Here is a 26,256-nt window from a genome sequence, read left to right as displayed (position 1 = left end):
GACCCCCGAGCCTCAGGGTGGCGTCGGGGGTCGATCTGCGCCACGACGTGGGCAGAGGTGCGGCGAAGCGCCTCCAGCATGTATCTTGACGTCGAGATAGTTTGCGACTGCCGCCGACGTAGGCTGGACGGTCGCACAGCCCCGCCGTCCGGGTGACCCCCATCCCCGGCAGCACCACCGGCACACTCGCCAGCGAAGGAGCCCCACGTGAGCAGCGTCGACAGCTTCGGTTCGAAGGGAACGCTCGAGGTCGGTGACGCCTCGTACGAGGTGTACCGCCTCTCCGCGGTCCCCGGGCTGGAGCGCCTCCCGTTCAGCCTCAAGGTGCTCGCCGAGAACCTGCTGCGCACCGAGGACGGCGCCAACATCACCGCCGACCACGTGCGCGCGCTCGCCGGGTGGGACCCGGACGCGCAGCCCGACACCGAGATCCAGTTCACGCCGGCGCGCGTGATCATGCAGGACTTCACCGGTGTGCCCTGCGTCGTCGACCTCGCCACCATGCGTGAGGCCGTCGTCGACCTCGGCGGCGACCCGACCCGGATCAACCCCCTCTCGCCGGCCGAGCTGGTCATCGACCACTCGGTGCAGATCGACGTCGCCGGCCGCGCCGACGCCTTCGAGCGGAACGTCGCCCTCGAGTACGAGCGCAACCGCGAGCGCTACCAGTTCCTGCGCTGGGGCCAGACGGCGTTCGACGACTTCAAGGTCGTCCCGCCCGGCACCGGCATCGTGCACCAGGTCAACATCGAGTACCTGGCCCGCGGGGTCATGGTCCGCGACGGCAAGGCCTACCCGGACACCTGCGTCGGCACCGACTCGCACACCACGATGGTCAACGGCCTGGGCGTGCTCGGCTGGGGCGTCGGCGGCATCGAGGCCGAGGCGGCCATGCTCGGCCAGCCCGTGTCGATGCTCATCCCGCGCGTCGTCGGCTTCAAGCTCACGGGCGTGATCCCGCTCGGTGTGACGGCCACAGACATCGTGCTCACGATCACGCAGAAGCTGCGCCAGCACGGCGTCGTCGGCAAGTTCGTCGAGTTCTACGGCGAGGGCGTCGCGGCCGTGCCGCTCGCCAACCGCGCCACGATCGGCAACATGAGCCCCGAGTTCGGCTCGACGGCCGCCATCTTCCCGATCGACTCCGTGACGATCGAGTACCTGCGCCTGACCGGCCGCTCCGAGGACCAGCTCGCGCTCGTCGAGGCGTACGCCAAGGAGCAGGGCATGTGGCTCGACCCGACGCTCGACTCGTACGTCGAGCCGGTGTTCTCGGAGTACCTCGAGCTCGACCTGTCCACCGTCGTGCCGTCCATCGCCGGCCCGAAGCGTCCGCAGGACCGCATCGAGCTGTCGCGGGCCAAGGAGCAGTTCCAGCGCGACCTGCCCACGTACGCGCCGGAGGCGGCCAACGGGGTCGACGAGGCCGAGGAGGAGTCGTTCCCGGCGTCCGACTCGCCCGCGATCACGTCGTCGGCGACCCGCGTCTACCCGACGACGGACTCCGAGGGTCGCCAGTTCGACCTGTTCCACGGCGCGGTCGCGATCGCGTCGATCACGAGCTGCACCAACACGTCGAACCCGTCGGTGATGATCGCCGCGGCGCTCGTCGCGAAGAAGGCCGTCGAGAAGGGCCTCACCGCCAAGCCGTGGGTCAAGACGTCGATGGCGCCCGGCTCGCAGGTCGTCACGAACTACTACGAGAAGGCCGGCCTGTGGCCGTACCTCGAGAAGCTCGGCTTCCACCTGGTCGGCTACGGCTGCGCGACGTGCATCGGCAACTCGGGCCCGCTCGACGAGAAGGTCTCGGAGACCATCCAGGAGCACGACCTGGCCGTCGCGGCGGTCCTGTCGGGCAACCGGAACTTCGAGGGTCGCATCAACCCCGACATCAAGATGAACTACCTGGCGTCCCCGCCCCTGGTCATCGCGTACGCGCTGGCCGGGACGATGGACTTCGACTTCGAGTCCGACCCGCTGGGCCGCGACGAGGCCGGGCACCCCATCTTCCTCAAGGACATCTGGCCGACGCCCGACGAGGTCCAGACGACCATCGACGCGTCGATCGACCGCGCGATGTTCACGAAGGACTACGCCGACGTGTTCACGGGCGACGAGCGGTGGCGTTCGCTGCCCACGCCGCAGGGCGACACGTTCGAGTGGGACCCCGAGTCGACCTACGTCCGCAAGCCCCCGTACTTCGAGGGCATCCAGGCGGCGCCGGCTCCGGTCGTCGACTTCCACGGCGCCCGCGTGCTGGCCAAGCTGGGCGACTCGGTCACGACCGACCACATCAGCCCGGCCGGCTCGATCAAGGCCGACAGCCCGGCCGGCCTGTACCTCGCCGAGCACGGTGTCGAGCGTCGTGACTACAACTCCTACGGCTCGCGCCGCGGGAACCACGAGGTCATGATCCGCGGCACGTTCGCCAACATCCGCCTGCGCAACCAGCTGGTGCCGGGCGTCGAGGGCGGGTTCACGAAGAACCTGCTCACGGGCGAGCAGACGTCGATCTACGACGCCGCGCAGGCCTACCAGGCGGCCGGCATCCCGCTGGTCGTGCTGGGCGGCAAGGAGTACGGCTCGGGCTCGTCGCGCGACTGGGCCGCCAAGGGCACCAGCCTGCTGGGCGTCAAGGCCGTCATCACGGAGAGCTTCGAGCGGATCCACCGCTCGAACCTCATCGGGATGGGCGTGCTGCCGCTGCAGTTCCCGGAGGGCGAGTCGGCCGACTCGCTCGGTCTCGACGGCACGGAGACGTTCGACATCACCGGTGTCACGGCGCTGAACGAGGGCACGACGCCGCGCACGCTCGCCGTGAAGGCGACGAAGGAGGACGGCACCGTCGTCGAGTTCGACGCCGTCCTGCGCATCGACACCCCCGGCGAGGCGGACTACTACCGCAACGGCGGCATCCTGCAGTACGTCCTGCGGCAGGTCGCCGGCGTCGCCTGACGTCCGGACCACGTGACACGCGCCCGGACCCCGACGGGGTCCGGGCGCGTTCGCGTCTGCCACGAACGACGGTCAGCCCTCCTGGGGGGTCTCCTCGTCGGCGAACGCGTGCGCGAGCAGCCGGACGAGCGTGCGCAGGTGCGTCCCGGCGGCGTCGTCCCGGTCGGGGTTGGCCTCGACGAGGACCAGGCCGCCGAACCCGGGGGAGCGGACCAGCCCTCGCAGCAGCGTCGCGAGATCGTCGGGCGCGAGCCCACGGCCGTAGGTCGGGATGTCGGCGAGGGGGAGCCGCAGGAAGTCGAGGACGTCGACGTCCAGATGGACGACGAAGCCGTCGTCCCCCTGAACCGTCGCCACCGCGTGCGCTGCCGCCGCGGAGGGGTCGGTCTCGACAACGGAGGCGGGCAGCCGCAGCGCCGGGACCTGCCCGTGCACGTCCTCCTCGTCGTCCGAGAAGCCCACGAACGCCAGCCGGTCGGGCGTGAGCAGCGGGCGGCGCGGACCGATCCCGGCGAGCGCGTCGTGCGCCCCGGGAAGGTCGAGCAGGTGCGCGACACCCATCGAGTCGGCGATCGGCTCGTCCGGGTGGTCGGCCGGCAGGTGGAGGTCCTGACCGCCGTCGACGTAAACGAGCCCGACGTCCTGACCGGCGTCCGCGAACGCTGCGAGGACGGCGAGGGTCACCGTGCACTCGCCGCCCAGGACGAGGGGTCGGTGCGCGTGCGCGAGGACGCCACGGACCGCGGCACGGGCCTCCTGCAGGACCTCGGCGACCCGTTCGGCGTCGTGCGGCGACTCGTCGCGCGGCGGGTCGTGACGCCAGCGCGCCACCGGCGTGTCGCCGTGGTCGACGAGCGGGACGCCGAGGGCGTCGGCGAGCCCGGCGGCGCGCAGGGCGGCCGGTGCCCGCTCGAGACCGGGGGCGTGCGCGGCGACGCTCGACGGGATGCCGACGAGCCCGAGCGGGGTGCCGGGAGCCATCTGGTCACTGTAGGGACGGGCTCCGACACGGTCAGGCGTCGCGACCGTGGTCGATCAGACGGAGGGGCCCGACAGGCGCCTGCCGAAGTCGCCGACCGTCAACGCCGCGTAGGACGCGCGCAGGATCGCCTCGAGCACGCCCAGGTCCACGTCGTCGAGGTCCTTGACGTACAGGCAGCCCCTGCCGGTCGTGTGCGGTCCGAGCCGTTCGAGCAGGTCCGCGTGCGTGTCGACCCCGTCGTTCAGGTACACCGTGGTCGCAGCCTTCCGGGGGGAGAAGCCGGCGGCGGCCATGTCGCCCTCGCGCCCGGTCGCGTACCGGTAGTGGTACGTGCCGAACCCGATGATCGAGGGGCCCCACAGCGTCGGCGCCTCACCGGTGACGCGCGAGAGCAGCTCGATCAACGTCCGTGCGTCACGCCGGCGCACGGGATGGGGCACGGCGTCGACGAACGCGTCGACGTCCGCGTCGGTGGGGCGGGTCTTCGGCTCGTCGGCCATGGCGCCAGTATCAGCGGCCCGGTCAGTCCTCGGCCAGAGCCTGCGCGAGGCCGTGACGGCCCATCGCGGCGAGCTCCGGGTACTCGTCGGGGTGCGCGAGCAACGACACCGACATCGACAGCGCCCAGGCCTGCGCCCGGCGCCACATCGCGTCGTCCCAGCCGCACCCCGCGTCCACGCGCGCCCGGAACCGGGCCCGGGCGTCGGCGTCGAACGTCAGCCACGCGGTGCTGAGGTCGCAGGCCGGGTCACCGGAGGTGAGGTCGCCGAAGTCGATGACCGCCCGCAGCGCGCCGTCGTGGACGAGCAGGTTCGCGGGATGCGGGTCGCCGTGCAGCCACAACGGCTGCCCGTCCCAGGTGGGTGCCGCGGCCAGTGCGTCGAACCGGGCCAGCACGCGCTCGGCACGACGGGGCACCACCGTGCGGGCCCGGTGCTCGACGGCCTGGCGGCGGGTCGCGAGCGGCACTCCCCGGAACGGGTTCCGGGGAGCGTCCACCGGGGCGGGCCGGTGCAGCGCGACGAACACGTCCGCGAGCTGCTCCGCCCAGGCGCCGCGTTCCTCGACGGGGGTCACGCCCGCGGAGACGGAGTCGAACCACGGCACGACGCTCCACGGCCACGGGTACCCGGCACCGGCGACCCCCACCCGGACGGGGACGGGCACGTCGACGGGGAGGTGCGGCGCGAGCACCGGCAGCCACTGCTGCTCGTGGATCACGAGCGGCACCGCGGACTCCCGCACGGGGAACCGGAGCGCCAGGTGGTCTCCGAGCCGCCACAGGGCGTTGTCCCATCCGGTCCCGACCCACCGCAGGGGCAGGTCGGCCAGGTCCGGGTGCTGCCGGCGCAGCAGGGTACGGGCGAGGTCCTCGGTGACGGTGACCTCGATCTTCGGGTGCGGCACGACGCTCCTCAGGTGCGGGGATCGACGAGCCTACGGGTGTCCCACGGCTCCGCCCAGCCGAGCGCGTCGAACATCCGGGACAGCACGATGGCGGTGAACCCCCACACCAGCACGTCGTCGACGACGAACGCCGGGGTGCGGACGCGACGGTCACCGCGCTCTTGCTCGACGCTCGCGCGGTTCGCCGGGTCCAGCAGGTCGGCGACCGGCACGCGGAACACGTCGACCGTCTCGCGGTGGTCGACGGCGGCGACCTGCGACGGCCGGGTCCACCACGCGGGCACGGGCGTGACGAGGTAGTTGCTCACCGGGAGGGCCAGCGGCGCGAGCGCGCCCAGCACCTCGACCCCGCTCGGGTCGAGACCGGTCTCCTCGACCGCCTCCCGCAGCGCCGCACCGGCGGCGTCGGCGTCCGTCGCGTCGATGCCTCCGCCCGGGAACGCGACCTGTCCGGCGTGGTGGCCGAGGGTCGCCGAGCGGCGCTGCAGCAGGACGTCGAGGTCGCGCGCCACCGCCGGGTGCGCCGCGTCCGCCGGCCGGTCGTCGAGGTGCCCGAACAGGACGAGCACGGCGGCGGGGCGGGCCGTGCCTGGGTCAGGCAGGACCCGGGCCGGGTCCATGCGCCAGTCGATCCCGCGCCCGCACAGGTCGACGAGCTCGGCCCGGGCGCCGGAACCGGTCACCCGCGGGCCCGGACCGACTCGCCGAACGTCGCGAACGCCTTCTCGGCGGCGGGGACGAGGGTCGGCAGGTGGGTCGCGCCGTCGGCCCGGACGACCTCGATCTCGTCCGCGTCGAGGTCGTCGGCCATGTCCCGGGTCGCGAGCCAGAGGTCGAGCATCCCCACGTCGACCTCGGGGTGGAACTGCAGACCGAGCGCGCTCCCGGCGCGGAACGCCTGGACGGGAGTTGCGGCCGTCGAGGCCAGAAGCGTCGCCCCGACCGGCAGCCCGACGGAGTCGGAGTGCCAGTGCAGCACGGTCGGCCGGACCCCGAGCGCGCCGAGCACGGGGTCGTCGGCGACGACGTCGACCGGTCCGAACCCGATCTCGGTGCCGGTGCGACGGTGCAGGTGCGCGCCCAGCGCGAGGCCCAGCAGCTGCATCCCGAGGCACACGGCGAGCACGGGGACGTCGGCGTCGACGGCCGCCGCGAGGAGCCGGCGCTCCGCGGCGAGGCCGGGGTGGCCGCGGTCGTCGTCGGCGTCCATCTGGCCGCCCATGACGACGATGCCCGACAGGGCGTCGAGCGCGGGCAGCCGCGGGTCGGCCACGTCCAGCACGGTCCGGACCTGCACCGGAGCGTCGAGCGCGGGCGCGATCCGGCCCGGCCCCTCGTGCGGGGCGTGCGTCAGCACCAGGACGGGACGCATGCCGCTCACCAGCCGTCGGGCAGGGGGCGCCCCTCCTCGTAGCCGGCGGCCGACTGGATGCCGACGTTCGCGCGCTCGTGGAGCTCGTCGAGCGTCGTGGCACCCACGTACGTGGCCGCCGAGCGGACCCCGGCGGTGATGTGGTCGATGAGGTCCTCGACGCCCGGGCGACGCGGGTCGAGGAACATCCGCGACGAGGAGATGCCCTCCTCGTACAGCGCCTTGCGGGCCCGGTCGAACGCCGAGCCGCCGCGCGTACGGGCGGCGACGGCACGGGCGGACGCCATGCCGAAGCTCTCCTTGTAGAGGCGGCCGTTGCCGTCCTCGTGCAGGTCGCCGGGGGACTCGTGCGTGCCCGCGAACCACGAGCCGACCATCACCTGGGAGGCACCGGCGGCCAGGGCGAGCGCGACGTCGCGCGGGTGCCGGACGCCGCCGTCGGCCCACACGTGCTTGCCGAGCCGGCGCGCCTCGGCGGCGCACTCGAGCACGGCCGAGAACTGCGGACGACCCACGGCGGTCATCATGCGCGTCGTGCACATCGCGCCTGGGCCGACGCCGACCTTGACGATGTCCGCACCGGCGGCGATGAGGTCGCGGGTGCCCGCGGCGGTGACGACGTTGCCGGCGACCACGGGGACCTGCGGGTCGAGCGAACGGACGGCGCCGAGCGCGTCGAGCATCTTGCGCTGGTGGCCGTGCGCCGTGTCGACGACGAGCACGTCGATCCCGGCGTCGAGCAGCTCGGCGGCCTTCGCCTTGACGTCGCCGTTGATGCCGACGGCGGCGGCGACCCGCAGGCGGCCGTTCGCGTCGACCGCGGGCGTGTAGATGGACGAGCGCAGCGCGCCGACCTGCGTGAGCACGCCGACGAGCTCGCCGTCGCGGACGACGGGGGAGAAGCGGCGGCGTGAGCCGTGCAGCTGCTCGAACGCCGCCTCCAGGCCGCGGACGCCGCCCTGCTCGACGACCGCGAGGTCGACGGTCGTCGGGTGGGCGGTCATGACGTCGGCCACCTGGGTGAACCGGTCGACGCCCTGGCAGTCCGCCTCGGCGACGACGCCGACGGGCCGGCCGTCCTCGACGACGACGGCGGCGCCGTGCGCGCGCTTGCCGATGAGGGTCAGCGCGGTGTGCACGGTGTCGTGCGGCGAGACGACGACGGCGCTCTCGACGACGGTGTGCCGGGCCTTCACGGACGACACGACGTCGGCGACGACGTCCGTCGGGATGTCCTGGGGGATCACGGCGATGCCACCGCGGCGGGCGACCGTCTCGGCCATCCGACGGCCGGCGACGGCGGTCATGTTCGCGACGACGATCGGGATGGTGGTGCCGGTGCCGTCGACGGACGCGAGGTCGACGTCGAACCGGGAGGTGACCTCCGAGCGGGACGGGACGAGGAAGACGTCGCCGTAGGTGAGGTCGGAGGTGGCCGCGTGGCCGGGCAGGAAGCGCATGGGTATTTTCCCCTTTCCGGTCCATGGTAGTCGGTCGTCCAGGGCCGACCCCAGGACCCGGCCCCGGACCGCAGGGACCTCGCGGTCTCTTCACGCAGCCTCCACCACCGGACGCCGGTCGCGGCGGCGAGGGGGACGGATCGCGTCCTAGAGTGTGGGCAAGCCTTCGGCAGTCCGCACCGTGCGGCATCGTCGCCGCACCGAGGAAGGAGGCCGCCATGGGACAGCTCGACAGCATCGGGTCGCCTGCCGACGTGCGCGCGCTCACCCCCCGCCAGGTCCAGGACCTCGCGGACGAGATCCGCACGTTCCTCGTCGAGCAGGTCTCCCGCACGGGCGGTCACCTCGGACCGAACCTCGGCGTCGTCGAGCTCACCATCGCGCTGCACCGCGTGTTCGAGTCGCCGCTCGACACGATGGTCTTCGACACCGGCCACCAGGCGTACGTGCACAAGCTGCTGACCGGGCGTTCCGACTTCTCGCAGCTGCGCCGCAAGGGCGGCCTGTCGGGCTACCCGAGCCGCGCCGAGTCCGAGCACGACGTCGTCGAGAACTCGCACGCGTCGACCGCGTTGAGCTGGGCCGACGGCATCGCGAAGGCGAACCAGCTGCAGGGTCGCGGGGATCGTTCCGTCGTCGCCGTGATCGGCGACGGCGCCCTCACCGGCGGCATGGCGTGGGAGGCCCTGAACAACATCGCGGCGGGCCAGGACCGCCGGCTGGTGGTGGTCGTCAACGACAACGGCCGGTCGTACGCGCCGACGATCGGTGGCCTCGCGCACCACCTCGACACGCTGCGCACGACGCAGGGGTACGAGAACGTCCTGTCCTGGGGCAAGCGCACGCTGCGGCGCTCCGGGACGCCGGGCCGGATGGCGTACGACGCGCTGCACGGCCTGAAGAAGGGCATCAAGGACGTCGTCGCGCCGCAGGGCATGTTCGAGGACCTCGGCATCAAGTACGTCGGACCGGTCGACGGGCACGACGAGCCTGCCGTCGAGCGCGCGCTCGTCCGGGCGAAGGCGTTCGGCGGGCCGGTCATCGTGCACGTCATCACCGAGAAGGGCCGCGGGTACACGCCGGCCGAGCAGGACATCGCCGACCGGTTCCACGCGGTCGGGCGGATCCACCCCGAGACGGGGCTGCCCCTCGCGCCGTCGCGGTTCGGGTGGACGAGCGTGTTCGCCGACGAGATCGTGCGGATCGGCCGGCGCCGCAAGGACGTCGTCGCGATCACCGCGGCGATGCTCCAGCCCGTGGGGCTCGCCCCGTTCGCCGAGGAGTTCCCCGAGCGGGTGTTCGACGTCGGCATCGCGGAGCAGCACGCGGCGACGTCGGCCGCGGGCATGGCCTTCGGCGGGCTGCACCCCGTGGTGGCCGTCTACGCGACGTTCCTGAACCGCGCGTTCGACCAGGTGCTCATGGACGTGGCCCTGCACCGCGCCGGCGTCACGTTCGTGCTGGACCGGGCCGGGCTCACCGGCGACGACGGCGCGAGCCACAACGGGATGTGGGACATGGCGATGCTCGGTGTGGTGCCGGGCCTGCGCCTCGCGGCGCCCCGCGACGAGCAGACGCTGCGCGTCGCGCTGCGCGAGGCGGTGGACGTCGACGACGCCCCCACGGTGGTGCGGTACCCCAAGGGTGCGATGGGCGACGAGATCCCGTCGCTCGAGGACGTGGACGGTGTCGACGTCCTCGCCCGGCACGGCGGGCAGGGGCCGTCCGTGCTCGTCGTCGGCGTCGGTGCGATGGCGTCCACCGCGCTGCGGACCGCCGAGATCCTCGCCGCGCACGGGCTGCGCGCCACCGTCGTCGACCCGCGCTGGGTCATGCCGGTCCCCGCAGCGCTCACCAAGCTCGTCGGGGAGCACGACCACACCGTGACGATCGAGGACGGCGTGGTCGACGGTGGGGTCGGCGCGCTCGTCGGGCAGCGCTGCCGCGAGGCGGGTATCTCGACGGCGGTGCAGGCCGTGGGGATCCCACGCCAGTTCCTCGACCACGCGACCCGGGAGCAGCTCGTCGGCACCCTGCGGCTGCGCCCCGAGGATGTGGCCCGGGACGTGCTGACTGCACTCGGGAAGGCCGTCTGACCTGCGCATTCGCCACGGGCTGGTGTGACCTGCGCCTCTCTCTGGCCCCGCCGGGTCGAAGGTCCTAAGACATCCCATCATTTGCTTCATAGCGTCGGGTTATCGACCACCCCACGAGGAGCAAAGATGTCGACCACCACCGCCCACAGCCGCGAGGACCTCGCGAGCGCCACGCCTGCCGCCTGGAGCGGTTTCACGTCGGGTCCGTGGGCGGACCACATCGACGTGCGCGACTTCATCCAGCGCAACTACACCCCGTACGAGGGTGACAGCGCGTTCCTCGCAGGCCCGACCGCCCGGACGACGGGCATCTGGGACCGGCTCTCGGCGATGTTCCCGGCCGAGCGCGAGAAGGGCGTCTACGACGTCGACCAGCACACCCCGTCGACCATCACGTCGCACGCCCCGGGCTACATCGACGAGGCGAACGAGCTCATCGTGGGCCTCCAGACGGACGCGCCGCTGAAGCGCGCGATCATGCCCAACGGCGGCTACCGGATGGTCGAGAAGTCGCTCGAGACGTACGGCTACGAGCCCGACCCGCGGGTCGGCGAGATCTTCGGCAAGTACCGCAAGACGCACAACGACGGCGTCTTCGACGTGTACCCGCCGGCGGTCCGGGCCGCGCGCAGCAGCCACATCATCACGGGCCTGCCCGACGCCTACGGCCGCGGCCGGATCATCGGCGACTACCGCCGCGTCGCCCTGTACGGCGTCGACGCGCTGATCGCCGCGAAGAAGCTCGAGCGGGCCGAGCTCGACATGGAGCGCTCCGTCGAGGACGTCATCCGCGACCGCGAGGAGAACGCGGAGCAGATCCGCGCGCTCGGCGAGCTGAAGGCCATGGCCGCGTCCTACGGCTACGACATCTCCGGGCCGGCGACCACGGGCCGTGAGGCCGTGCAGTGGCTGTACTTCGCGTACCTGGCCGCGGTCAAGGAGCAGAACGGCGCGGCGATGTCGCTGGGCCGCACCTCGACGTTCCTCGACGTCTACCTGCAGCGCGACCTCGAGGCGGGCGTCCTCACCGAGGAGCAGGCGCAGGAGCTCGTCGACGACTTCGTCATCAAGCTGCGGATCGTGCGCTTCCTGCGCACGCCCGAGTACGACGCGCTGTTCTCCGGCGACCCGACCTGGGTCACCGAGTCGATCGGCGGGATCGGCGAGGACGGCCGGCCGCTCGTCACCAAGACGTCGTTCCGGTACCTGCAGACGCTCTACAACCTGGGCCCGGCCCCCGAGCCGAACATGACGGTGTTCTGGAGCGACAAGCTCCCCGAGGGCTTCAAGCGGTACTGCGCGCAGGTGTCGATCGACACCTCCGCCGTGCAGTACGAGTCCGACGACCTCATCCGTGCCGACTGGGGCGACGACGCGGCCATCGCGTGCTGCGTGTCGCCGATGAAGGTCGGCAAGCAGATGCAGTTCTTCGGCGCGCGGGTCAACCTCGCCAAGGCGCTGCTGTACGCGATCAACGGCGGCCGCGACGAGGTCTCCGGCAAGCAGGTCGCACCCGTCGCCGCGCCCGTCGAGGGCGAGCTCCTCGACTACGACGACGTCATGGCGAAGTTCGACGTGATGATGGACTGGCTGGCCCAGACGTACGTCGACGCGCTCAACTGCGTGCACTTCATGCACGACAAGTACGCCTACGAGCGCATCGAGATGGCGCTGCACGACCGCGAGATCCTGCGGACGATGGCCTGCGGCATCGCCGGCCTGTCGGTCGTCGTCGACTCGCTGTCGGCCATCAAGTACGCGACCGTCAAGGGCCTGCGGACCACGGACGGGCTCGTCACCGAGTACAGCGTGACCGGCGACTTCCCGACCTACGGCAACGACGACGACCGCGCCGACGAGATCGCCGTGTGGATCGTCAAGACGTTCATGCAGAAGATCCGCCAGTACCCGACGTACCGCAACGCCCTGCACACGCAGTCCGTGCTGACGATCACGTCGAACGTCGTCTACGGCAAGGCCACCGGCTCGACGCCCGACGGCCGCCGCCTCGGCGAGCCGTTCGCCCCGGGTGCCAACCCGATGAACGGCCGCGACACGCACGGCATGCTCGCCTCGGCGCTGTCCGTCGCGAAGCTGCCCTACTCGGAGGCGCAGGACGGCATCTCGCTGACGTCCTCGGTCGTGCCCAGCGGGCTCGGCCGGACCCCCGAGGAGCAGGTGACGAACCTCGTCGGTCTGCTCGACGCGTACACCCTGTCCTCCGGGTACCACATGAACGTCAACGTGCTGAACCGCGAGACGCTCCTGGACGCCATGGAGCACCCGGAGAACTACCCGCAGCTCACCATCCGGGTCTCCGGGTACGCGGTGAACTTCGTGCGGCTCACCCGGGAGCAGCAGCTCGACGTGCTGTCCCGCACGTTCCACGGCGCGGTCTGACGGTCTGACCCCGCACCGACCGACCCGCACGACGCACGAGGAGACGCGACCATGAGCACCGCGACCGACGAGCGGCAGACCGGCGCACCAGTGGTGCCGCTCGGCATGCCGCTCGTCGGCGGGGCGCTCGGTCGCGTCTCCGGTGCGGGCACCGAGGGCCTGGCCGTCGACGACGAGCGGGCACGGTCGCAGCGGTTCGCCGCCGTCCGGTCCGGCGAGATCGGCTCGGTCCACTCGTGGGAGCTCGTCACCGCGGTCGACGGCCCGGGGACGCGGATGACCACGTTCCTCGCCGGCTGCCCGCTGCGGTGCCTGTACTGCCACAACCCCGACACGATGGAGATGCGCCGCGGCACCGACGTCGCCGCCGACGAGATCCTGCGCCGGGTCGCCCGCTACCGCGGCGTCATGAAGGCCACCGGCGGCGGCCTGACGATCTCCGGCGGCGAGCCGCTCATGCAGCCCGCGTTCGTCCGCCGTCTGCTGCGCGGCGCGAAGGCGATGGACGTGCACACGGCGATCGACACGTCCGGCTTCCTCGGCTCGGCGTGCACCGACGAGATGCTCGACGACGTCGACCTCGTCCTGCTCGACGTCAAGTCGGGCGACCCCGACGCCTACCGTCGCGTGACGGGGCGGGAGCTGCAGCCGACGCTCGACTTCGGCCGCCGGATCGCCGGTCGTGGCGACACCGAGATCTGGGTGCGCTTCGTGCTGGTCCCCGGGCTCACCGACGAGGAGGACAACGTCGAGCGCGTCGCCGCGTACGTCGCGTCGCTCGGTGGCGCCGTCACCCGCGTCGAGGTGCTGCCCTTCCACCAGATGGGCCGCGACAAGTGGGAGGAGCTCGGGATGCGCTACGAGCTCGACGAGACCCAGCCGCCGACGCCCGAGCTGGTCGAACGCGTGCGCGGGCAGTTCCGCGACCACGGGCTCACGGTCTACTGACCGGTCGGTGACCGGCCGCGTCGTCAGAACGCGCTGATCGACCCCGGCGCCCGCTGCGGGCGGGTGAGCGTGCGGACGAGGGCGTCCTGCCCGTGCCGGCGCAACGACAGGTCCGTGAGCAGTGTGAGGACCGGCCCCAGCGTCTCGGGGGCGAACGCCGGCACCGGGACGTCGACGCTGGCCGCCAGGTCGTCGCTGTGCACGACGATCTCCATGAGCCGCGTGACGAGGAAGTCGTCCGTCCGCAGGGCCGTCCCCGTCCACGGCAGGCCCACCGTCGGGGCCGCCGCCGCGAGGGTGGCCGCCAGGGCGTCGCGCGCCTCCCGGGCCGCGGCCACCGCCGCGTCCTGCCCCGCCGTCGCCTGCTCGGCGCCGCGCTCGCGGACCCCGACGTTGGCCGGCCCGTCGAGGTCCTGCTGCAGCCACGCCGCCCGCGCGTAGTGCTCGTCGAGGGAGATGGGCTCGATGTCGGGCGCCGGTGCGGCGAGCACCTCGACCACCCGCTGCGGCTGGTTGACGAGGTGCCACGCCAGCGCGCCGACGGTCATGCCGGCGCACGACGACTCGTCGTCCCAGCGGGCGCCCACCTCAGGCCGTGCGACGAGGTTCGCGAGGAGGTCGACGGCGGGCACGAGCGCTCCGCGGTCGAGGGTGCCGGCGAGGGACAGGGGAGGCAGCGTCGTCATGGGCTCATCCTTCCGTGCGCGACGAGCCGTCGCCGGACCGTCCGTCGTCGCGGTCCTCGTGCAGGGTCAGACGCCCGCGACCCGGGCCAGGAGGGCGGCGAGCTGGTCACGCTCCGCAGTGCTGAGCCCGGCGAGGAGCTCGTCCTGGGCGGCGTGCGCCGCGGCGTCGAGCGCGGCGAGCCTCACCTGCCCCTCGGTCGTGACCCGCACGACGTTGCGGCGCCGGTCGTGCGGGTCCGGGGTCCGGTCGAGCAGGCCGTCGGCCGCGAGCGCAGCGACAGCGGCGGCGACGTCGCTGCGGTCGAGCCCGACCCGTCGGCCGAGGTCCGCCTGGCTCATCGGACCGAACTCGGCGAGCGCGGCGAGCATCGTGAACTGCGTCCGGTGGCCGCCGACGGCCCCGAAGTGCCGGGCGACGACGTTCCGGGCCTGCAGCGCGACCTGGCTCACCAGCCAGCTGGGCAGGGCGCGCACGCGCGCCGGGGCGTCCCACGTCTCCATGGCTCGCACTCTAGATCGTTGGCGCCACCTCCTGTTATCGTTGGTCGTGCCAACATTGGTACCACCAACGAAGAGGCTGTGATGACACTCGCATCGCTCCAGGACCGGCTCGACCACCTCGACCTCGTCGCACGTCTCGGTGCCTGCCTCGACGAGCACCGCTTCGACGACCTGCGTGCGCTGTTCACCGACGACGCCACGGTGGCGACCCCGGGTGGGACCGCCGACGGCGTCGACGCCGTCGTCGCCCAGGCCACCCGCAACCACCAGGGCTACGCACACCTCCAGCACCGGCTGACCGACGTGCTCGTCGAGCTCGCCGGTGACACCGGCGCCATGCGCGCCAACCTGGCCGCCCGGTTCGCGACCGCCGACCTCGAGACGGTGCTCGAGCTGGGCGCCGTCTACCGGCTCGCGACCCGGCGCACGGCCGGGGGATGGCGGCTCGCCCGGCTCGAGATCGTGCCCCTGTGGCGCGTCGGCGCCGCCCCGGTCCCGGTCGTCGCGTGACGGCGGCCGTCGTCGCCGGACGACGGTCGAGCCCCGGAAGCGCGGGTGCCGGCCTGGTCGAGGGCGGCATTGCGGTGGACGGCACCCAGGGGATGCTCCCTAGGGTCGTGCCATGCGCATCGAGGAGCACGGCGACGTCCGGGTGCAGTACCTGGACCACGACGGACCGGTCATCTCCAGCTCGGCGGACGCCTCCGACCTCATCGGCAACGCCTGGGCGCAGGACGCCGGGGTCGTCGCGGTGCCGGTCGGTCGCCTCGACCCGGAGTTCTTCCGGCTCAGCTCGCTCGTCGCCGGGGAGTTCCTGCAGAAGGCCGTGAACTACCACGTGCAGATCGCGGTGATCGGGGACATCACCGAGTACGTCGAGCGCAGCGACGCCCTGCGCGACTTCGTGTACGAGTCGAACCGCGGCGACCACGCCTGGTTCCTGCCCGACGAGGCGGCGCTGGCCGCCCGGCTGGCCGCGTCGCCGCGGCGCTGACGACGACGAGGGCCCCCGGACCGTGACGGTCCGAGGGCCCTCGTGCGTGCCGCGGGGTCAGCCGGCGGCGGGGACGTTCGCGACGCCGTCCGGGAGCAGGCGGCGCCCGAGGACCTTCTCGGAGTACCCGGTGCGGTCCAGGTACGGCGTGATCCCGCCGAGGTGGAAGCCCCACCCGGCGCCGAGGATCATGCACAGGTCGATCTGCTGCGGCGTGGCGACGACGCCCTCGTCGAGCATGTGGCCCACCTCGACGGTGAGCGCGGTGAGGACGGAGTCGAGCACCCCCGCCTCGTCGAGCGGCGTGCCGGACACCGCGCCCTCGCGGGCGTCGTCGAACACGGCCTGGATGGCCGGGTCGACGGGCTTCGGCAGGCCCTTGGCGGGTGCGGGGAGAACGACGCGCGTCCCGTCGGCGACCAGCTTCTCGAGCCCGGGGGACCGGGGGAACCGGTCGCCGAGGTCCTCGCGCAGCGACGTGAGGACGTGCAGGCCGACCGCCGGACCGACGAGGTCGAACAGCTCGAACGGCGGCATCGGGAGCCCGAGCGGCCGCAGCGCGCGGTCGGCGACCTCCACCGGGGTGCCGTGCTCGACGGCGTCGACGATCACGCCGAGCAGCAGCACGAGCAGCCGGTTGACGACGAAGCCGGGCCGGTCGGCCACGAGCACCGCCGTCTTGCGCAGCTTGGACACGACGGCGAACCCGGTGGCGAGCGCCTCCAGCGACGTGTGCTCCGCCTGCACGACCTCGACGAGCGGCATCGCGGCGACGGGGTTGAAGAAGTGCAGCCCGACGACGCGCTCCGGGTGCTGCAGGTCCGCCGCCATCGCGGTGATCGACAGCGCGGACGTGTTCGTCGCGAGGATCGTCGTGGGGGAGACGACGGTCTCCAGCTCGGCGAACACGCGCTTCTTCAGGTCGAGGATCTCGGTGACCGCCTCGATGACGAGGTCGCACGACGCGAACTCGTTCAGGTCCGTGGTGCCGTGCACCGACCCGAGCAGGCGCGCACCGGCGGCCTCGCTCATCCGGCCGGTCGACGTGAGGCGCTCCACGGTCGACCGGACCGCCTCGAGGCCCTTGGCCACGCGCTCCTCGTCGAGGTCCCGCATGACGACCGGCACGCCGAGCCGCTGCGCGAACAGCGTCGCGATCTGTGCGGCCATGAGGCCGGCGCCGACGATCCCGACCCGGGTCACGGGCTGGGCGAGCGACCGGTCGGGCGCCCCGACGGGACGCTTGCCGCCCGAGACGAGACCGAACGCGTACACCGACGCGCGCATCTCGTCGCTCATGAGCAGGTCGGCGAGCGCCTCGTCCTCCGCGGCGAACGCCGAGTCACGGTCGGCGTCCCGCGCCGCGGCGACGAGGTCGAGCGCGCGGTACGGCGCCGGTCGCGAGCCGTGGATCACCGCGTCGAGCCGCTGCCGGGCCGCCGCGACGACGCCGTCCCACACCGGGGCCGGGTCGAGCGGGCGACGCTCCACGACGACCTCGCCGGCGACGACGCGCGCCGCCCACCGGATCGACTCCTCGAGGAAGTCGGCCGGGTCGAGCACGACGTCGACGAGCCCGATCGAGGCCGCCTCCGTCGCCGAGTACGGCTTGTTCGCGGCCGGACGCGTGAGGATGACGTCGAGCGCCTTCTCCACGCCGACGAGCCGCGGCACGAGATACGCGCCGCCCCAGCCGGGTACGAGGCCCAGGCCGGTCTCCGGCAGCGCGAGCGCCCGCACGTCGGACGCCGCGGTGCGGTAGTGGCAGTTGAGCGCGAGCTCGAGACCGCCGCCGAGCGCGACGCCGTTGACGAACGCGAACGTCGGCACGCCCATGTCCTGCAGCAGCGCGTACGCGGTGTGCCCGCCGCGACCGAGCTCGAGCGCGGCGTCGCGGCCCGTCAGCGCGGTGGCCTGTGTGAGGTCGGCGCCGGCCGCCAGGAAGTACGGCTTGCCGGTCACCGCGACGGCGACGAGCTCGCCCGCCGCGACCCGGTCCCGGACGCCGGTGAGCGCCGCGGTGAGCTCGGCCATGCCGAGCGGGCCGAGCGTCGACGGCTTCGTGTGGTCGAGGCCGTTGTCGATCGTCACGAGCGCGAGCGTCCCGGCGCCGCCGGGCAGCGCGACGTCGCGGACGTGGGCGTGCGTGACGCGCTCGGCGCGCGGAGCAGCGGCGGTGTCGGTCGTCGCGGTCACTTCGCGTCCTCCTCGATGTCGGTCGGGCCGACCGTCGGCTCGTAGTCGGGGTGGTGCGGGTTCTCCCAGATGACGGTGCCGCCCTGGCCGAGCCCGACGCACATCGTCGTCAGGCCGTACCGGACCTCGGGGTGCTCCTCGAACTGGCGGGCGAGCTGCGTCATGAGGCGGACGCCCGACGAGGCGAGCGGGTGCCCGACGGCGATCGCACCGCCGTAGGGGTTCACGCGTGGGTCGTCGTCCGCGATGCCGAACGCGTCGAGGAACGCGAGCACCTGCACGGCGAACGCCTCGTTGATCTCGAACAGGCCGATGTCCTCGATCGTCAGGCCGGCGCGCTCGAGCGCCTTGACGGTGGCCGGGACCGGGCCGATGCCCATGATCTCGGGCTCCACGCCGGCGTACGCGAACGAGACCATCCGCATGCGCGTCGGCAGGCCGAGCTCGGCGGCGGTGTCCTCCGCGGCGAGCAGGCACGAGGCGGCGCCGTCGGTGAGCGGGGCGGCGGTGCCGGCCGTGACGCGGCCGCCGGGACGGAACGGCGTCGCGAGCTTCTGGATCGCCTCGACCGTGGTGCCCGGGCGGGGCGGCTCGTCGGCGGTGGCCAGGCCCCAGCCGTGCTCCGGGTCGCGCAGCGCGACGGGGACCAGGTCGGGGTCGATCTTCCCGGCGGCGAGCGCGGCGGCGTACTTGTCCTGGCTGGCGACGCCGTACGCGTCGGCGCGCTCACGGGTCAGCGCGGGGAAGCGGTCGTGCAGGTTCTCGGCGGTCACGCCCATGTTGAGCGCGTCGTTCGCGACGAGCCGCTCGGACAGGAAGCGCGGGTTGGGGTCGGCGTCGAAGCCCATCGGGTGGTGCCCCATGTGCTCGACACCGCCGGCGAGCGCGACGTCCTGCGCACCGACGCCGATCGCGGCGGCGACGTTCGTCACGGCGGTCATCGCACCGGCACACATCCGGTCCACGGCGTACCCGGGGACCGTGCGCGGCAGGCCGGCGAGGACGCCGACGGTGCGGCCCAGGGTGAGGCCCTGGTCGCCCTGCTGCGTCGTGGCCGCGATGGCGACCTCGTCGATGCGCTCCGGTGCGAGCTCCGGGTGGCGCCGCAACAGCTCGCGGACGGTCTTGACCGCGAGGTCGTCGGCGCGGGTGTGCGCGTAGATGCCGTCCTTGCGGGCGCGGCCGAACGGGGTGCGGACCCCGTCGACGAACACGACGCGGCGGACGCGGGGTGCAGGACGTGCGGATGCGGTCGGCATCGAGCCTCCAGGGCGGGACGACGGTGTCCAGGGATGGCGTTCTTGGCACTTGCACAGGCCCGACGAACGGGCCACCGACGGCCGACGCTACCCGGGACCTAGGTCCCTTGCCAGCCGAAGTTACCGAAGAGTAACACTGGCGAGCGGTGTCCGGTTCAGGCTGTCGGCAACGCCTCGAAAGCCGCCGCGACGCGGTCCGCGACGAGCTCCACCTGCCACGGTCGCGCGCCGCCGGCCTGCAGGAACTCGGCGATCGACGCGGCGTCCAGCGACGCCGGCGGCGTCCAGCACAGCCGCCGCAGCAGGTCGGGCTGCAGCAGGTTCTCCGCCGGGACCGTGTACGTCGAGGACAGGTCCGCGACCACGTCCCGGGCTGCCGTCAGCCGCGCCGCGGCCGCCGGGTCCTTCTCCGCCCAGGCCCGCGGCGGCGGGGGAGCGTCGCTCTTCGGGCCGCGCACCGACGGCAGCTCGCTGTCGGGGACCGCGAGCCCGCGGTCGATCGCCTGCTGCCACAGCGTCGCCCGACGCCGGGTGCCCTTGCCGGAGAACGCAGGCAGGGCCGTCAGCGCCGGGACCGACCGCGGCAGGGCCTGGGCCGCCGCGACGATCGCCGCGTCGGGCAGGACGCGCCCGGGCGAGATGTCGCGCTGGCGGGCGTTCTGGTCGCGGGTCAGCCACAGCTCACGCACCACCGCGAGGCGACGGGCGTCCCGGATCGTGTGCAGACCGGACACGCGGCGCCAGGGGTCCACCCGGGCCGGCGCCGGGGGAGCCGAGCGCACCGCCTCGAACTCCTGGGCCGCCCACTCCGCCTTGCCGGCCACCGCCAGACGCTCCGCGAGGACCGAGCGCAGCTCGACGAGCACCTCGACGTCCAGCGCGGCGTACCGCAGCCAGTCGGCGGGCAGCGGGCGCGTCGACCAGTCGACCGCCGAGTGCTCCTTGGCGAGCCCGAGGCCCAGCGCGTCGGCGACGACGGCCGCGAGCCCCACCCGTTCCATGCCCAGCAGGCGGGCGCCCAGCTCGGTGTCGAAGATCCGGGTCGGCCGCATGCCCTGCTCGACCAGCCCGGGAAGGTCCTGCGACGCGGCGTGCAGCACCCACTCCACGCCGACGAGCGCGTCCGACAGCGCCGACAGGTCCGGCAGGGCGACAGGGTCGATGAGCGCGGTGCCCGCTCCCTCGCGGCGCAGCTGCACGAGGTACGTGCGCTGCCCGTAGCGGTAGCCCGAGGCGCGCTCCGCGTCCACGGCCACGGGCCCGGTCCCGGCGCCGAACGCCGCGACGACCTCGGCGAGCGCCTCCGGCGTGTCCACCACGGGCGGGATGCCGTCGGCGGGCTCCGTCAGCGGGGTGACGTCCGGCACCGTCGGCTGGTCGGCCTCGGCGTCGGGGGAACCGGCGTCGAGGTCGACGGCCTCGGGAGAGCCGGCCTCAGGGGTGCCGGCGGAGACGTCGGGCTGCATGGGCACCACGGTAAGCGACACGGGCGCGCCGTTCGCGCAGGCAGGCGCGGTGCGCCGCCCGGCCCGGTCAGTCGATGACGCCCGCACGGATCGAGATCGCGACGAGCTCCGCACGGTCGCCCGTGCCCAGCTTGCGGGAGATGCGGGCGAGGTGGCTCTTCACCGTCAGGGCGGACAGGCCGAGCTCGTCACCGATCGCGCGGTTGCTGCACCCGTCGGCGACGTGGCGCAGCACGCTGATCTCCCGCGCGGTCAGCTCCGGCAGCGTCGGCCGCGGCGGCAGGGGGGCGACCGCACGGCGCAGGCTCGGCGCCGTCATCCCGGCGACCGCACCACGCAGGCCGCCCGCGAGGAGCACCCCGAGCTCGGACCGGCTCGCCCGCCGTGTGAGGACCACCACACGGTGGGCCCCGCGGCGGCGCAGGTTGCGCACGAGCACGGTCCCGTCGCCGTCGGCGACGTCGGTCACGACGACGCACATCTGATGGCCGGGGGGTGCGGTGGCGCGCCTCACGGTCGGGACGGTGTGCCCCGCGAGGCTCCGGCGGACCGGGGCGACGTCGCGGCGCAGGGGCTCGATGCTCACGAACGATCCATCGGCAGGGCACCCCGGGTACTTGAGGTGCCGCCCGGGGGACCAGTGGGCGATACGTGGGAGCGCTCCACGGGCGTGGAGGCACCCGCCGCCGGGGACGGACGTCAGACGGCGGTCAGCGACGAGGGGCGAGCGGCACGACGCCCTCGGGCAGCGGCGGCAGGCCGGCCGCGGTGCACAGCAGGGTCGCCCACGCGCGCAAGTGCGGTCCGAGGTCCTCGCCCGCGGCGGTCCAGGACGCCCGGATCTCGAGCTCGGTCTGCTCGGACCGGCGCTCGAGCGCGCCAAAGCTCTGCGACAGCACCCGGGTCACGGTCCCACCCGCGGCGTGCGGCGTGAGGCCGGCCGACTCGAGCGCGTCCGAGAACCAGGACCAGGCCACCTCGGCGAGCAGCGGGTCGGCGCCGACCTCGGGCTCGAGGGTGCAGCGCACCAGCGTCACCAGCCGGAAGGACCCTTCCCACGCCTCCTGACCGTCGGGGTCGTACAGCACGACGAACCGGCCGGAGGCGAGCTCGGCGGCGTTGACGGATCGGCGGGCCGTGCGGACCTCGGCGGTGAGCGCGGCGGTGAACGGGGCGATCCGGGCAGGTCCGGGCACCTCGTCGAGGATCACCTCGGGCCGGACGGCGACGCCTCGTAGCGACCGCAGGGCACGGATGAACTCAGCGGGGACGTCGTCGGGTCCGGCGGGGGTCACGGGTGGACTGTACGGCCGGGCTGTCCGTCTCGCGGTCCGGCACGCCGCTTCGACGAGTGTGGTGCGCGACTAGGCTGACCCGCGCACCCACTACTCCGGTCGACGCTCCGTGGCATGCCGTACGCGCGCACTGCACACGTCGACCGTCGACCGAAGGAGCACTCCCCGCATGGCGAACAGCACCGCGACCGGAACAGCGCAGATCGGCGTCACCGGACTGGCGGTGATGGGCCGCAACCTCGCCCGCAACTTCGCGCGGAACGGCTACACCGTCGCGGTGCACAACCGCTCCTACGCCAAGACGCAGTCGCTGGTCGAGGACCACGGCGACGAGGGCACGTTCGTCCCGTCCGAGTCCGTCGAGGACTTCGTCGCGAGCCTCGCCCGCCCGCGCAAGGTCGTCGTCATGGTCAAGGCCGGCGGCCCGACGGACGCGGTGATCGACGAGCTCGTGCCGTTCCTCGAGGAGGGCGACATCGTCGTCGACGCGGGCAACGCGCACTTCCCCGACACGATCCGCCGCGAGGCCGCGCTGCGCGAGAAGGGCCTGCACTTCGTCGGGTCCGGCGTCTCCGGCGGTGAGGAGGGTGCACTGCTCGGCCCGTCGATCATGCCCGGCGGCACCGCCGAGTCGTACGAGTCGCTCGGTCCGATCCTCGAGAAGATCTCGGCCAAGGTCGACGGCGTGCCGTGCTGCACCTACGTCGGTCCCGACGGTGCCGGTCACTTCGTCAAGATGGTGCACAACGGCATCGAGTACGCCGACATGCAGCTCATCGCCGAGGCGTACGACCTGCTCAAGCAGGGGCTCGGTGCGTCCGCCGCGGAGATCGGGCAGATCTTCGCCGAGTGGAACACGGGCGACCTCGAGTCGTTCCTCATCGAGATCACCGCCGACGTGCTGCAGCACGTGGACGCCGAGACGGGGTCGGCGTTCGTCGACGTCGTGCTCGACCAGGCGGAGCAGAAGGGCACCGGCCGCTGGACCGTGCAGAACGGCCTCGACCTCGGCGTGCCGATCACCGGCATCGCGGAGGCGACGTTCGCCCGGGCGCTGTCCGGGTCGGTCCCGCAGCGGACCGCCGCCGTCGGCACGCTGCCCGCGCACACCACGCCGTGGGAGATCAGCGACCGCGACGCGTTCGTCGAGGACGTGCGGCTCGCGCTGTACGCCTCGAAGGTCGTCGCGTACTCGCAGGGCTTCGACCAGATCGCCGCCGCGTCCGCGGAGTTCGGCTGGAACATCGACCGCGGTGCGATGGCCCGCATCTGGCGCGGGGGCTGCATCATCCGCGCGCGGTTCCTCAACCGGATCACCGAGGCGTACGAGCGAGACGGGAACCTTCCGCTGCTGCTCGCCGACGAGTACTTCACCGGTGCCGTCGGCAACGGCGTCGAGGCGTGGCGGCGGATCGTCGCCGGCGCCGCGCTGCACGGTGTCCCGACGCCCGCGTTCGCGTCGTCGCTGTCGTACTACGACGGCGTGCGCGCCGAGCGGCTGCCCGCCGCGCTGATCCAGGCGCAGCGCGACTTCTTCGGCGCGCACACCTACCGGCGCACCGACCGCGAGGGCACGTTCCACACGCTGTGGTCCGGCGACCGCACCGAGCAGGACGCGTGAGCGGGGAGCTCCAGCCGGTCATCCTCGGCGCCGACATCGGCGTCTACGCGCTGGCCCGGTCGTTCCACGAGCAGTACGGCGTCCAGTCCGTCGTGGTGGCCGGTGCGGCCCTCGGGCCGGTCCAGCACTCGCGGATCGTGCGGCACGAGATCGTCGCCGACGGGCACGACCCCCGGCAGCTCGTCGACCGGCTGCTCGAGGTCGCCCGGCACCTGCCCGACCGCCGGCTGCTGCTCATGGCGAACTCGGACTGGCTCGTGCGCGTCGTCGTGCAGCACCGCGAGGAGCTCGAGAAGTTCTACGCCGTGCCGTTCCTCTCGCAGGAGCTGCTCGACCAGATCTCGGACAAGGCGACCTTCGCCGAGATCTGCGATCGGCTCGGCATCTCGGTGCCCCGCACGATCGTGCAGGACTTCGCGACCGGTGCGGCCGACGTGGCGGTGGACCTCGAGTTCCCCGTCATCGCGAAGGCCGCGAGCAGCGCCGACTACCAGGACGTCGAGTTCGCGGGCAAGAAGAAGGTCTTCGAGATCGCGACGCCCGCCGAGCTCGCGTGGCTGTGGGGTGCGCTGCGGGGCGCCGGGTTCCAGGGACGGTTCGTCGTCCAGGAGCTCGTGCCCGGCGACGACACGCAGATGCGGTCGATCACGGCGTACGTCGACAGCCACGGCGAGATCACGCTGCTCTGCTCGGCGCACGTGCTCCTCGAGGAGCACACGCCGTCCGGGCTGGGCAACCCCGCGGCCATGATCACCGACCGCGACGACGCCATGCTCGACCAGGCGCGCACGTTCCTGGCGGCCACCGGGTACCGGGGGTTCGCCAACTTCGACGTCAAGGTGGACCCGCGCAGCGGGCAGTTCCGGTTCTTCGAGGTCAACCCCCGGATCGGCCGGAACAACTACTACGTCACCGCCGCCGGTGCGAACCCCACCCGGTTCGTCGTGGAGGACGTCGTCGAGGGCCGGTCGGTGCCGCCGGTCGTCGTCGACCGGGAGGTCCTCTACGCCGTCGTGCCGCACAGGCTCCTGCTGCGGTACGTGCGCGACCCGCAGCTCGCCGCGCGTGTGCGCCGGCTCGTCAAGAGCAAGGCCGTGGCGCACCCGCTGAGCTACCCCGGGGACCTGTCGCCGCGTCGCCGGCTCTACATCCTGATGGCCCTGGTCAACCAGGTGCGCAAGTTCCGCAAGTACTACCCGGAGGTCACGTCGACGGGGTTCTGACCGCCGGACGGCCCCGACCCTCCGCGGGTCGGGGCCGTCCGTGCGTCAGCCGAGCTCGCTGGTCCCCGCGTACAGGTGCAGGACGGGGACCTGCAGGTCCTCGCGGGCGCGGGACGCCCAGTCGCGGTGCAGCGTGTCCTCGACGGCGTGCGGGTAGGTGACGACCGCGACCTCGCGGACGTCGCCCGCGGCGACCGCCTCGCGGAGCGCCGGCAGCGGGTCGTCCGCGACGACGGACCCCGTGGCCTCACGGCCGGCCGCCGCGAACGCCGCGAGGGTGCCCTCGAGCTGCTCGGTGGCCGTGGCCCTGGCCTGGTGCTCGCTCGGCTCCTTGCCGCGTGCACGGTCCCACGCGTTGCGGATCTCGCCCATGCTCAGGTCGTCGATGATCGTCGAGATCAGCGGACGCTCGCTGTCGGCGGGGACGATCACCCGGTAGGCGAGCACCTCGCCCTCGTGGAGCGACAGGAGGTGCTGCACGTCGGCGGCGGCCAGGGTGTCCTCGACGAGGACCAGGATGGTGTCGGTCACGCGCCGAGCCTAACGACCTGCCACCGACCCAGCAGCACGCCGCCGGCGTGCAGCAGGTGCAGGGGGCGCAGCTCGCGGGCGGGATCGAGCCACATCGGCAGGTCGACCACGCGGGGGGCGGGCCCGCCGACGAGCACGGGGCTGAACGTCTGGCACAGCTCGTCCACGAGATCGGCGCCGAGGAGCTGGCCGAGCAGGGTGGGCCCGCCCTCCGTGAGCACGTGGGACAGCCCGCGGGCGCCGAGCGCGGCCAGGGCGACCCGCAGGTCCACAGCGCCGGGCACGTCGGCCTCGGTGACGATGACCCGCTCCGCGCCGATGCGGTCCCGCAGCTCGCCGAGCCTCGGGCACGTCCCCGTCGTCAGCAGCATCGGGGGACGCTCGCCGTCGAGCAGGGCGTCCGGCACGTCGCCCGACGCCGACACGATCGCGAGCTCGATCTCCGGGGACCGGCCGAGCGCGGTGCGGGCCTCCCGGAGCTCGTCGGGGACGGAGAGCGCCCGGTACTGCTCGGCGCGTGCCGTGCCCGCGCCGATGAGCACGACGTCCGCGAGGGCGCGCAGCACCCGGAACACCCGGAAGTCGGCGGGGTCGTTGATCGAGCCGGACCGGTGGTCGGCGCCGGTCGCGCCACCGTCGACCGAGCTCACCATGTTGGCGCGCACGTGCACGCCGCGGGGCGGGTCGAGCGGCAGCCGGTCGGTGAACGCGCCGAGGAGCTCGGCCTCGTCGGCGCGGGGCTCGAAGCGGGTGCCGGCGCGTTCGAGGGGGAGCAGGACGTCGAGGGCGGGGAAGTCGTCGGGCACGTCGTTCACCCTAAGCGTCGGCGTGCCGGGTTCGCCGGGTCTGTCCGCCAGGGTGGGC

At 73.1% G+C, this 26,256-nt stretch carries 23 protein-coding genes; 8 read left to right on the top strand and 15 right to left on the bottom strand.

Features of this window, described 5'->3' with window-relative positions; genetic code table 11:
• The first annotated feature begins 207 nt into the window (after positions 1-207).
• On the top strand, positions 208-2,955 hold the full coding sequence (gene acnA, locus Cch01nite_RS06235) for an aconitate hydratase AcnA (protein ID WP_203749959.1): 2,748 nt from the start codon (positions 208-210) through the stop codon (positions 2,953-2,955).
• Between the two features lie 72 nt (positions 2,956-3,027).
• On the opposite strand, the gene Cch01nite_RS06230 is transcribed toward acnA, so the two are convergent.
• From Cch01nite_RS06230 to Cch01nite_RS06205, 6 genes are read right to left on the bottom strand one after another with little or no spacing between them, the layout of a single operon-like run.
• Complete coding sequence (locus tag Cch01nite_RS06230; RefSeq protein ID WP_203749957.1) at positions 3,028-3,936, bottom strand: arginase family protein; 909 nt, start codon at positions 3,934-3,936, stop codon at positions 3,028-3,030.
• 54 nt (positions 3,937-3,990) lie between these two features.
• Entirely contained in the window at positions 3,991-4,437 is a 447-nt protein-coding gene (locus Cch01nite_RS06225; protein ID WP_203749955.1) for a DUF1801 domain-containing protein, read from the bottom strand.
• A 22-nt stretch (positions 4,438-4,459) separates the two neighbouring features.
• Positions 4,460-5,344, bottom strand: a complete 885-nt coding sequence (locus Cch01nite_RS06220) for an aminoglycoside phosphotransferase family protein (protein ID WP_203749953.1) — start codon at positions 5,342-5,344, stop codon at positions 4,460-4,462.
• 8 nt (positions 5,345-5,352) lie between these two features.
• A complete protein-coding gene (locus tag Cch01nite_RS06215; RefSeq protein ID WP_203750135.1) occupies positions 5,353-5,964 on the bottom strand; it encodes an NUDIX hydrolase in 612 nt (203 codons plus the stop codon).
• Between the two features lie 59 nt (positions 5,965-6,023).
• Positions 6,024-6,716: a type 1 glutamine amidotransferase gene (locus Cch01nite_RS06210; protein ID WP_203749951.1), complete on the bottom strand. Its 693-nt coding sequence runs from the start codon at positions 6,714-6,716 to the stop codon at positions 6,024-6,026.
• 5 nt (positions 6,717-6,721) lie between these two features.
• A complete protein-coding gene (locus Cch01nite_RS06205) occupies positions 6,722-8,176 on the bottom strand; it encodes a GuaB1 family IMP dehydrogenase-related protein (protein WP_203749949.1) in 1,455 nt (484 codons plus the stop codon).
• Positions 8,177-8,394: 218 nt separating this feature from the next.
• Between Cch01nite_RS06205 and dxs the strand changes: the two genes are divergently transcribed.
• The 3 genes from dxs (at position 8,395) to pflA (ending at position 13,620) form a co-directional block, all read left to right on the top strand.
• The gene (dxs, locus tag Cch01nite_RS06200) at positions 8,395-10,272 is read left to right on the top strand and encodes a 1-deoxy-D-xylulose-5-phosphate synthase (RefSeq protein ID WP_203749947.1); all 1,878 of its coding nucleotides are present in this window, start codon (positions 8,395-8,397) and stop codon (positions 10,270-10,272) included.
• Positions 10,273-10,398: 126 nt separating this feature from the next.
• On the top strand, positions 10,399-12,672 hold the full coding sequence (pflB, locus tag Cch01nite_RS06195) for a formate C-acetyltransferase (protein ID WP_203749945.1): 2,274 nt from the start codon (positions 10,399-10,401) through the stop codon (positions 12,670-12,672).
• Positions 12,673-12,723: 51 nt separating this feature from the next.
• Positions 12,724-13,620 (top strand): pyruvate formate-lyase-activating protein, encoded by an 897-nt coding sequence (pflA, locus tag Cch01nite_RS06190; protein ID WP_203749943.1) that lies wholly within the window; start codon positions 12,724-12,726, stop codon positions 13,618-13,620.
• A 23-nt stretch (positions 13,621-13,643) separates the two neighbouring features.
• Here the strand turns inward: pflA and Cch01nite_RS06185 are convergent, their stop codons facing one another.
• Positions 13,644-14,306 carry a maleylpyruvate isomerase N-terminal domain-containing protein gene (locus Cch01nite_RS06185; protein WP_203749940.1) on the bottom strand — a complete coding sequence of 221 codons (663 nt, stop codon included), beginning with the start codon at positions 14,304-14,306 and terminating at the stop codon, positions 13,644-13,646.
• A 66-nt stretch (positions 14,307-14,372) separates the two neighbouring features.
• The gene (locus Cch01nite_RS06180; RefSeq protein WP_203749937.1) at positions 14,373-14,807 is read right to left on the bottom strand and encodes a MarR family winged helix-turn-helix transcriptional regulator; all 435 of its coding nucleotides are present in this window, start codon (positions 14,805-14,807) and stop codon (positions 14,373-14,375) included.
• Between the two features lie 81 nt (positions 14,808-14,888).
• Here Cch01nite_RS06180 and Cch01nite_RS06175 point away from each other — a divergent pair, with 81 nt between their 5' ends.
• Together Cch01nite_RS06175 and Cch01nite_RS06170 are read left to right on the top strand one after the other, a co-directional pair.
• The gene (locus tag Cch01nite_RS06175) at positions 14,889-15,317 is read left to right on the top strand and encodes a nuclear transport factor 2 family protein (protein WP_203749932.1); all 429 of its coding nucleotides are present in this window, start codon (positions 14,889-14,891) and stop codon (positions 15,315-15,317) included.
• 112 nt (positions 15,318-15,429) lie between these two features.
• A complete protein-coding gene (locus tag Cch01nite_RS06170; RefSeq protein WP_203749929.1) occupies positions 15,430-15,801 on the top strand; it encodes a DUF4180 domain-containing protein in 372 nt (123 codons plus the stop codon).
• Positions 15,802-15,858: 57 nt separating this feature from the next.
• Here Cch01nite_RS06170 and Cch01nite_RS06165 read toward each other — a convergent pair whose 3' ends face one another.
• The 5 genes from Cch01nite_RS06165 to Cch01nite_RS06145 all read right to left on the bottom strand — a co-directional run bounded on the left by Cch01nite_RS06165 (position 15,859) and on the right by Cch01nite_RS06145 (position 22,017).
• Complete coding sequence (locus Cch01nite_RS06165) at positions 15,859-17,997, bottom strand: 3-hydroxyacyl-CoA dehydrogenase NAD-binding domain-containing protein (RefSeq protein WP_203749926.1); 2,139 nt, start codon at positions 17,995-17,997, stop codon at positions 15,859-15,861.
• Positions 17,994-19,256 carry a thiolase family protein gene (locus tag Cch01nite_RS06160; RefSeq protein ID WP_203749923.1) on the bottom strand — a complete coding sequence of 421 codons (1,263 nt, stop codon included), beginning with the start codon at positions 19,254-19,256 and terminating at the stop codon, positions 17,994-17,996. The genes Cch01nite_RS06165 and Cch01nite_RS06160 overlap by 4 nt, the downstream gene beginning before the upstream one ends.
• A gap of 155 nt (positions 19,257-19,411) precedes the next feature.
• Complete coding sequence (locus Cch01nite_RS06155) at positions 19,412-20,722, bottom strand: HRDC domain-containing protein (protein WP_203749920.1); 1,311 nt, start codon at positions 20,720-20,722, stop codon at positions 19,412-19,414.
• A gap of 67 nt (positions 20,723-20,789) precedes the next feature.
• Complete coding sequence (locus tag Cch01nite_RS22905) at positions 20,790-21,308, bottom strand: LuxR C-terminal-related transcriptional regulator (RefSeq protein ID WP_275407171.1); 519 nt, start codon at positions 21,306-21,308, stop codon at positions 20,790-20,792.
• A 124-nt stretch (positions 21,309-21,432) separates the two neighbouring features.
• Complete coding sequence (locus Cch01nite_RS06145; protein ID WP_203749917.1) at positions 21,433-22,017, bottom strand: DUF3000 domain-containing protein; 585 nt, start codon at positions 22,015-22,017, stop codon at positions 21,433-21,435.
• A gap of 169 nt (positions 22,018-22,186) precedes the next feature.
• On the opposite strand from Cch01nite_RS06145, the gene gnd reads away from it, so the two are divergent.
• Together gnd and Cch01nite_RS06135 are read left to right on the top strand one after the other, a co-directional pair.
• The gene (gnd, locus tag Cch01nite_RS06140; protein WP_203749914.1) at positions 22,187-23,638 is read left to right on the top strand and encodes an NADP-dependent phosphogluconate dehydrogenase; all 1,452 of its coding nucleotides are present in this window, start codon (positions 22,187-22,189) and stop codon (positions 23,636-23,638) included.
• Positions 23,635-24,861, top strand: coding sequence for a carboxylate--amine ligase (locus Cch01nite_RS06135; protein ID WP_203749911.1), 1,227 nt, complete (start codon positions 23,635-23,637; stop codon positions 24,859-24,861). The genes gnd and Cch01nite_RS06135 overlap by 4 nt, the downstream gene beginning before the upstream one ends.
• Positions 24,862-24,906: 45 nt before the next feature.
• Here the strand turns inward: Cch01nite_RS06135 and Cch01nite_RS06130 are convergent, their stop codons facing one another.
• Both Cch01nite_RS06130 and Cch01nite_RS06125 read right to left on the bottom strand, forming a co-directional pair.
• A complete protein-coding gene (locus Cch01nite_RS06130) occupies positions 24,907-25,392 on the bottom strand; it encodes a hypothetical protein (protein ID WP_203749908.1) in 486 nt (161 codons plus the stop codon).
• The gene (locus Cch01nite_RS06125; protein ID WP_239069964.1) at positions 25,389-26,198 is read right to left on the bottom strand and encodes a dihydrofolate reductase family protein; all 810 of its coding nucleotides are present in this window, start codon (positions 26,196-26,198) and stop codon (positions 25,389-25,391) included. The genes Cch01nite_RS06130 and Cch01nite_RS06125 overlap by 4 nt, the downstream gene beginning before the upstream one ends.
• Between the last annotated feature and the right edge of the window lie 58 nt (positions 26,199-26,256).

The organism is Cellulomonas chitinilytica, assembly GCF_016862675.1.
GTDB classification, from domain to species: Bacteria; Actinomycetota; Actinomycetes; order Actinomycetales; family Cellulomonadaceae; genus Cellulomonas; species Cellulomonas chitinilytica.
This window is presented reverse-complemented; position numbering and strand designations above follow the sequence as displayed.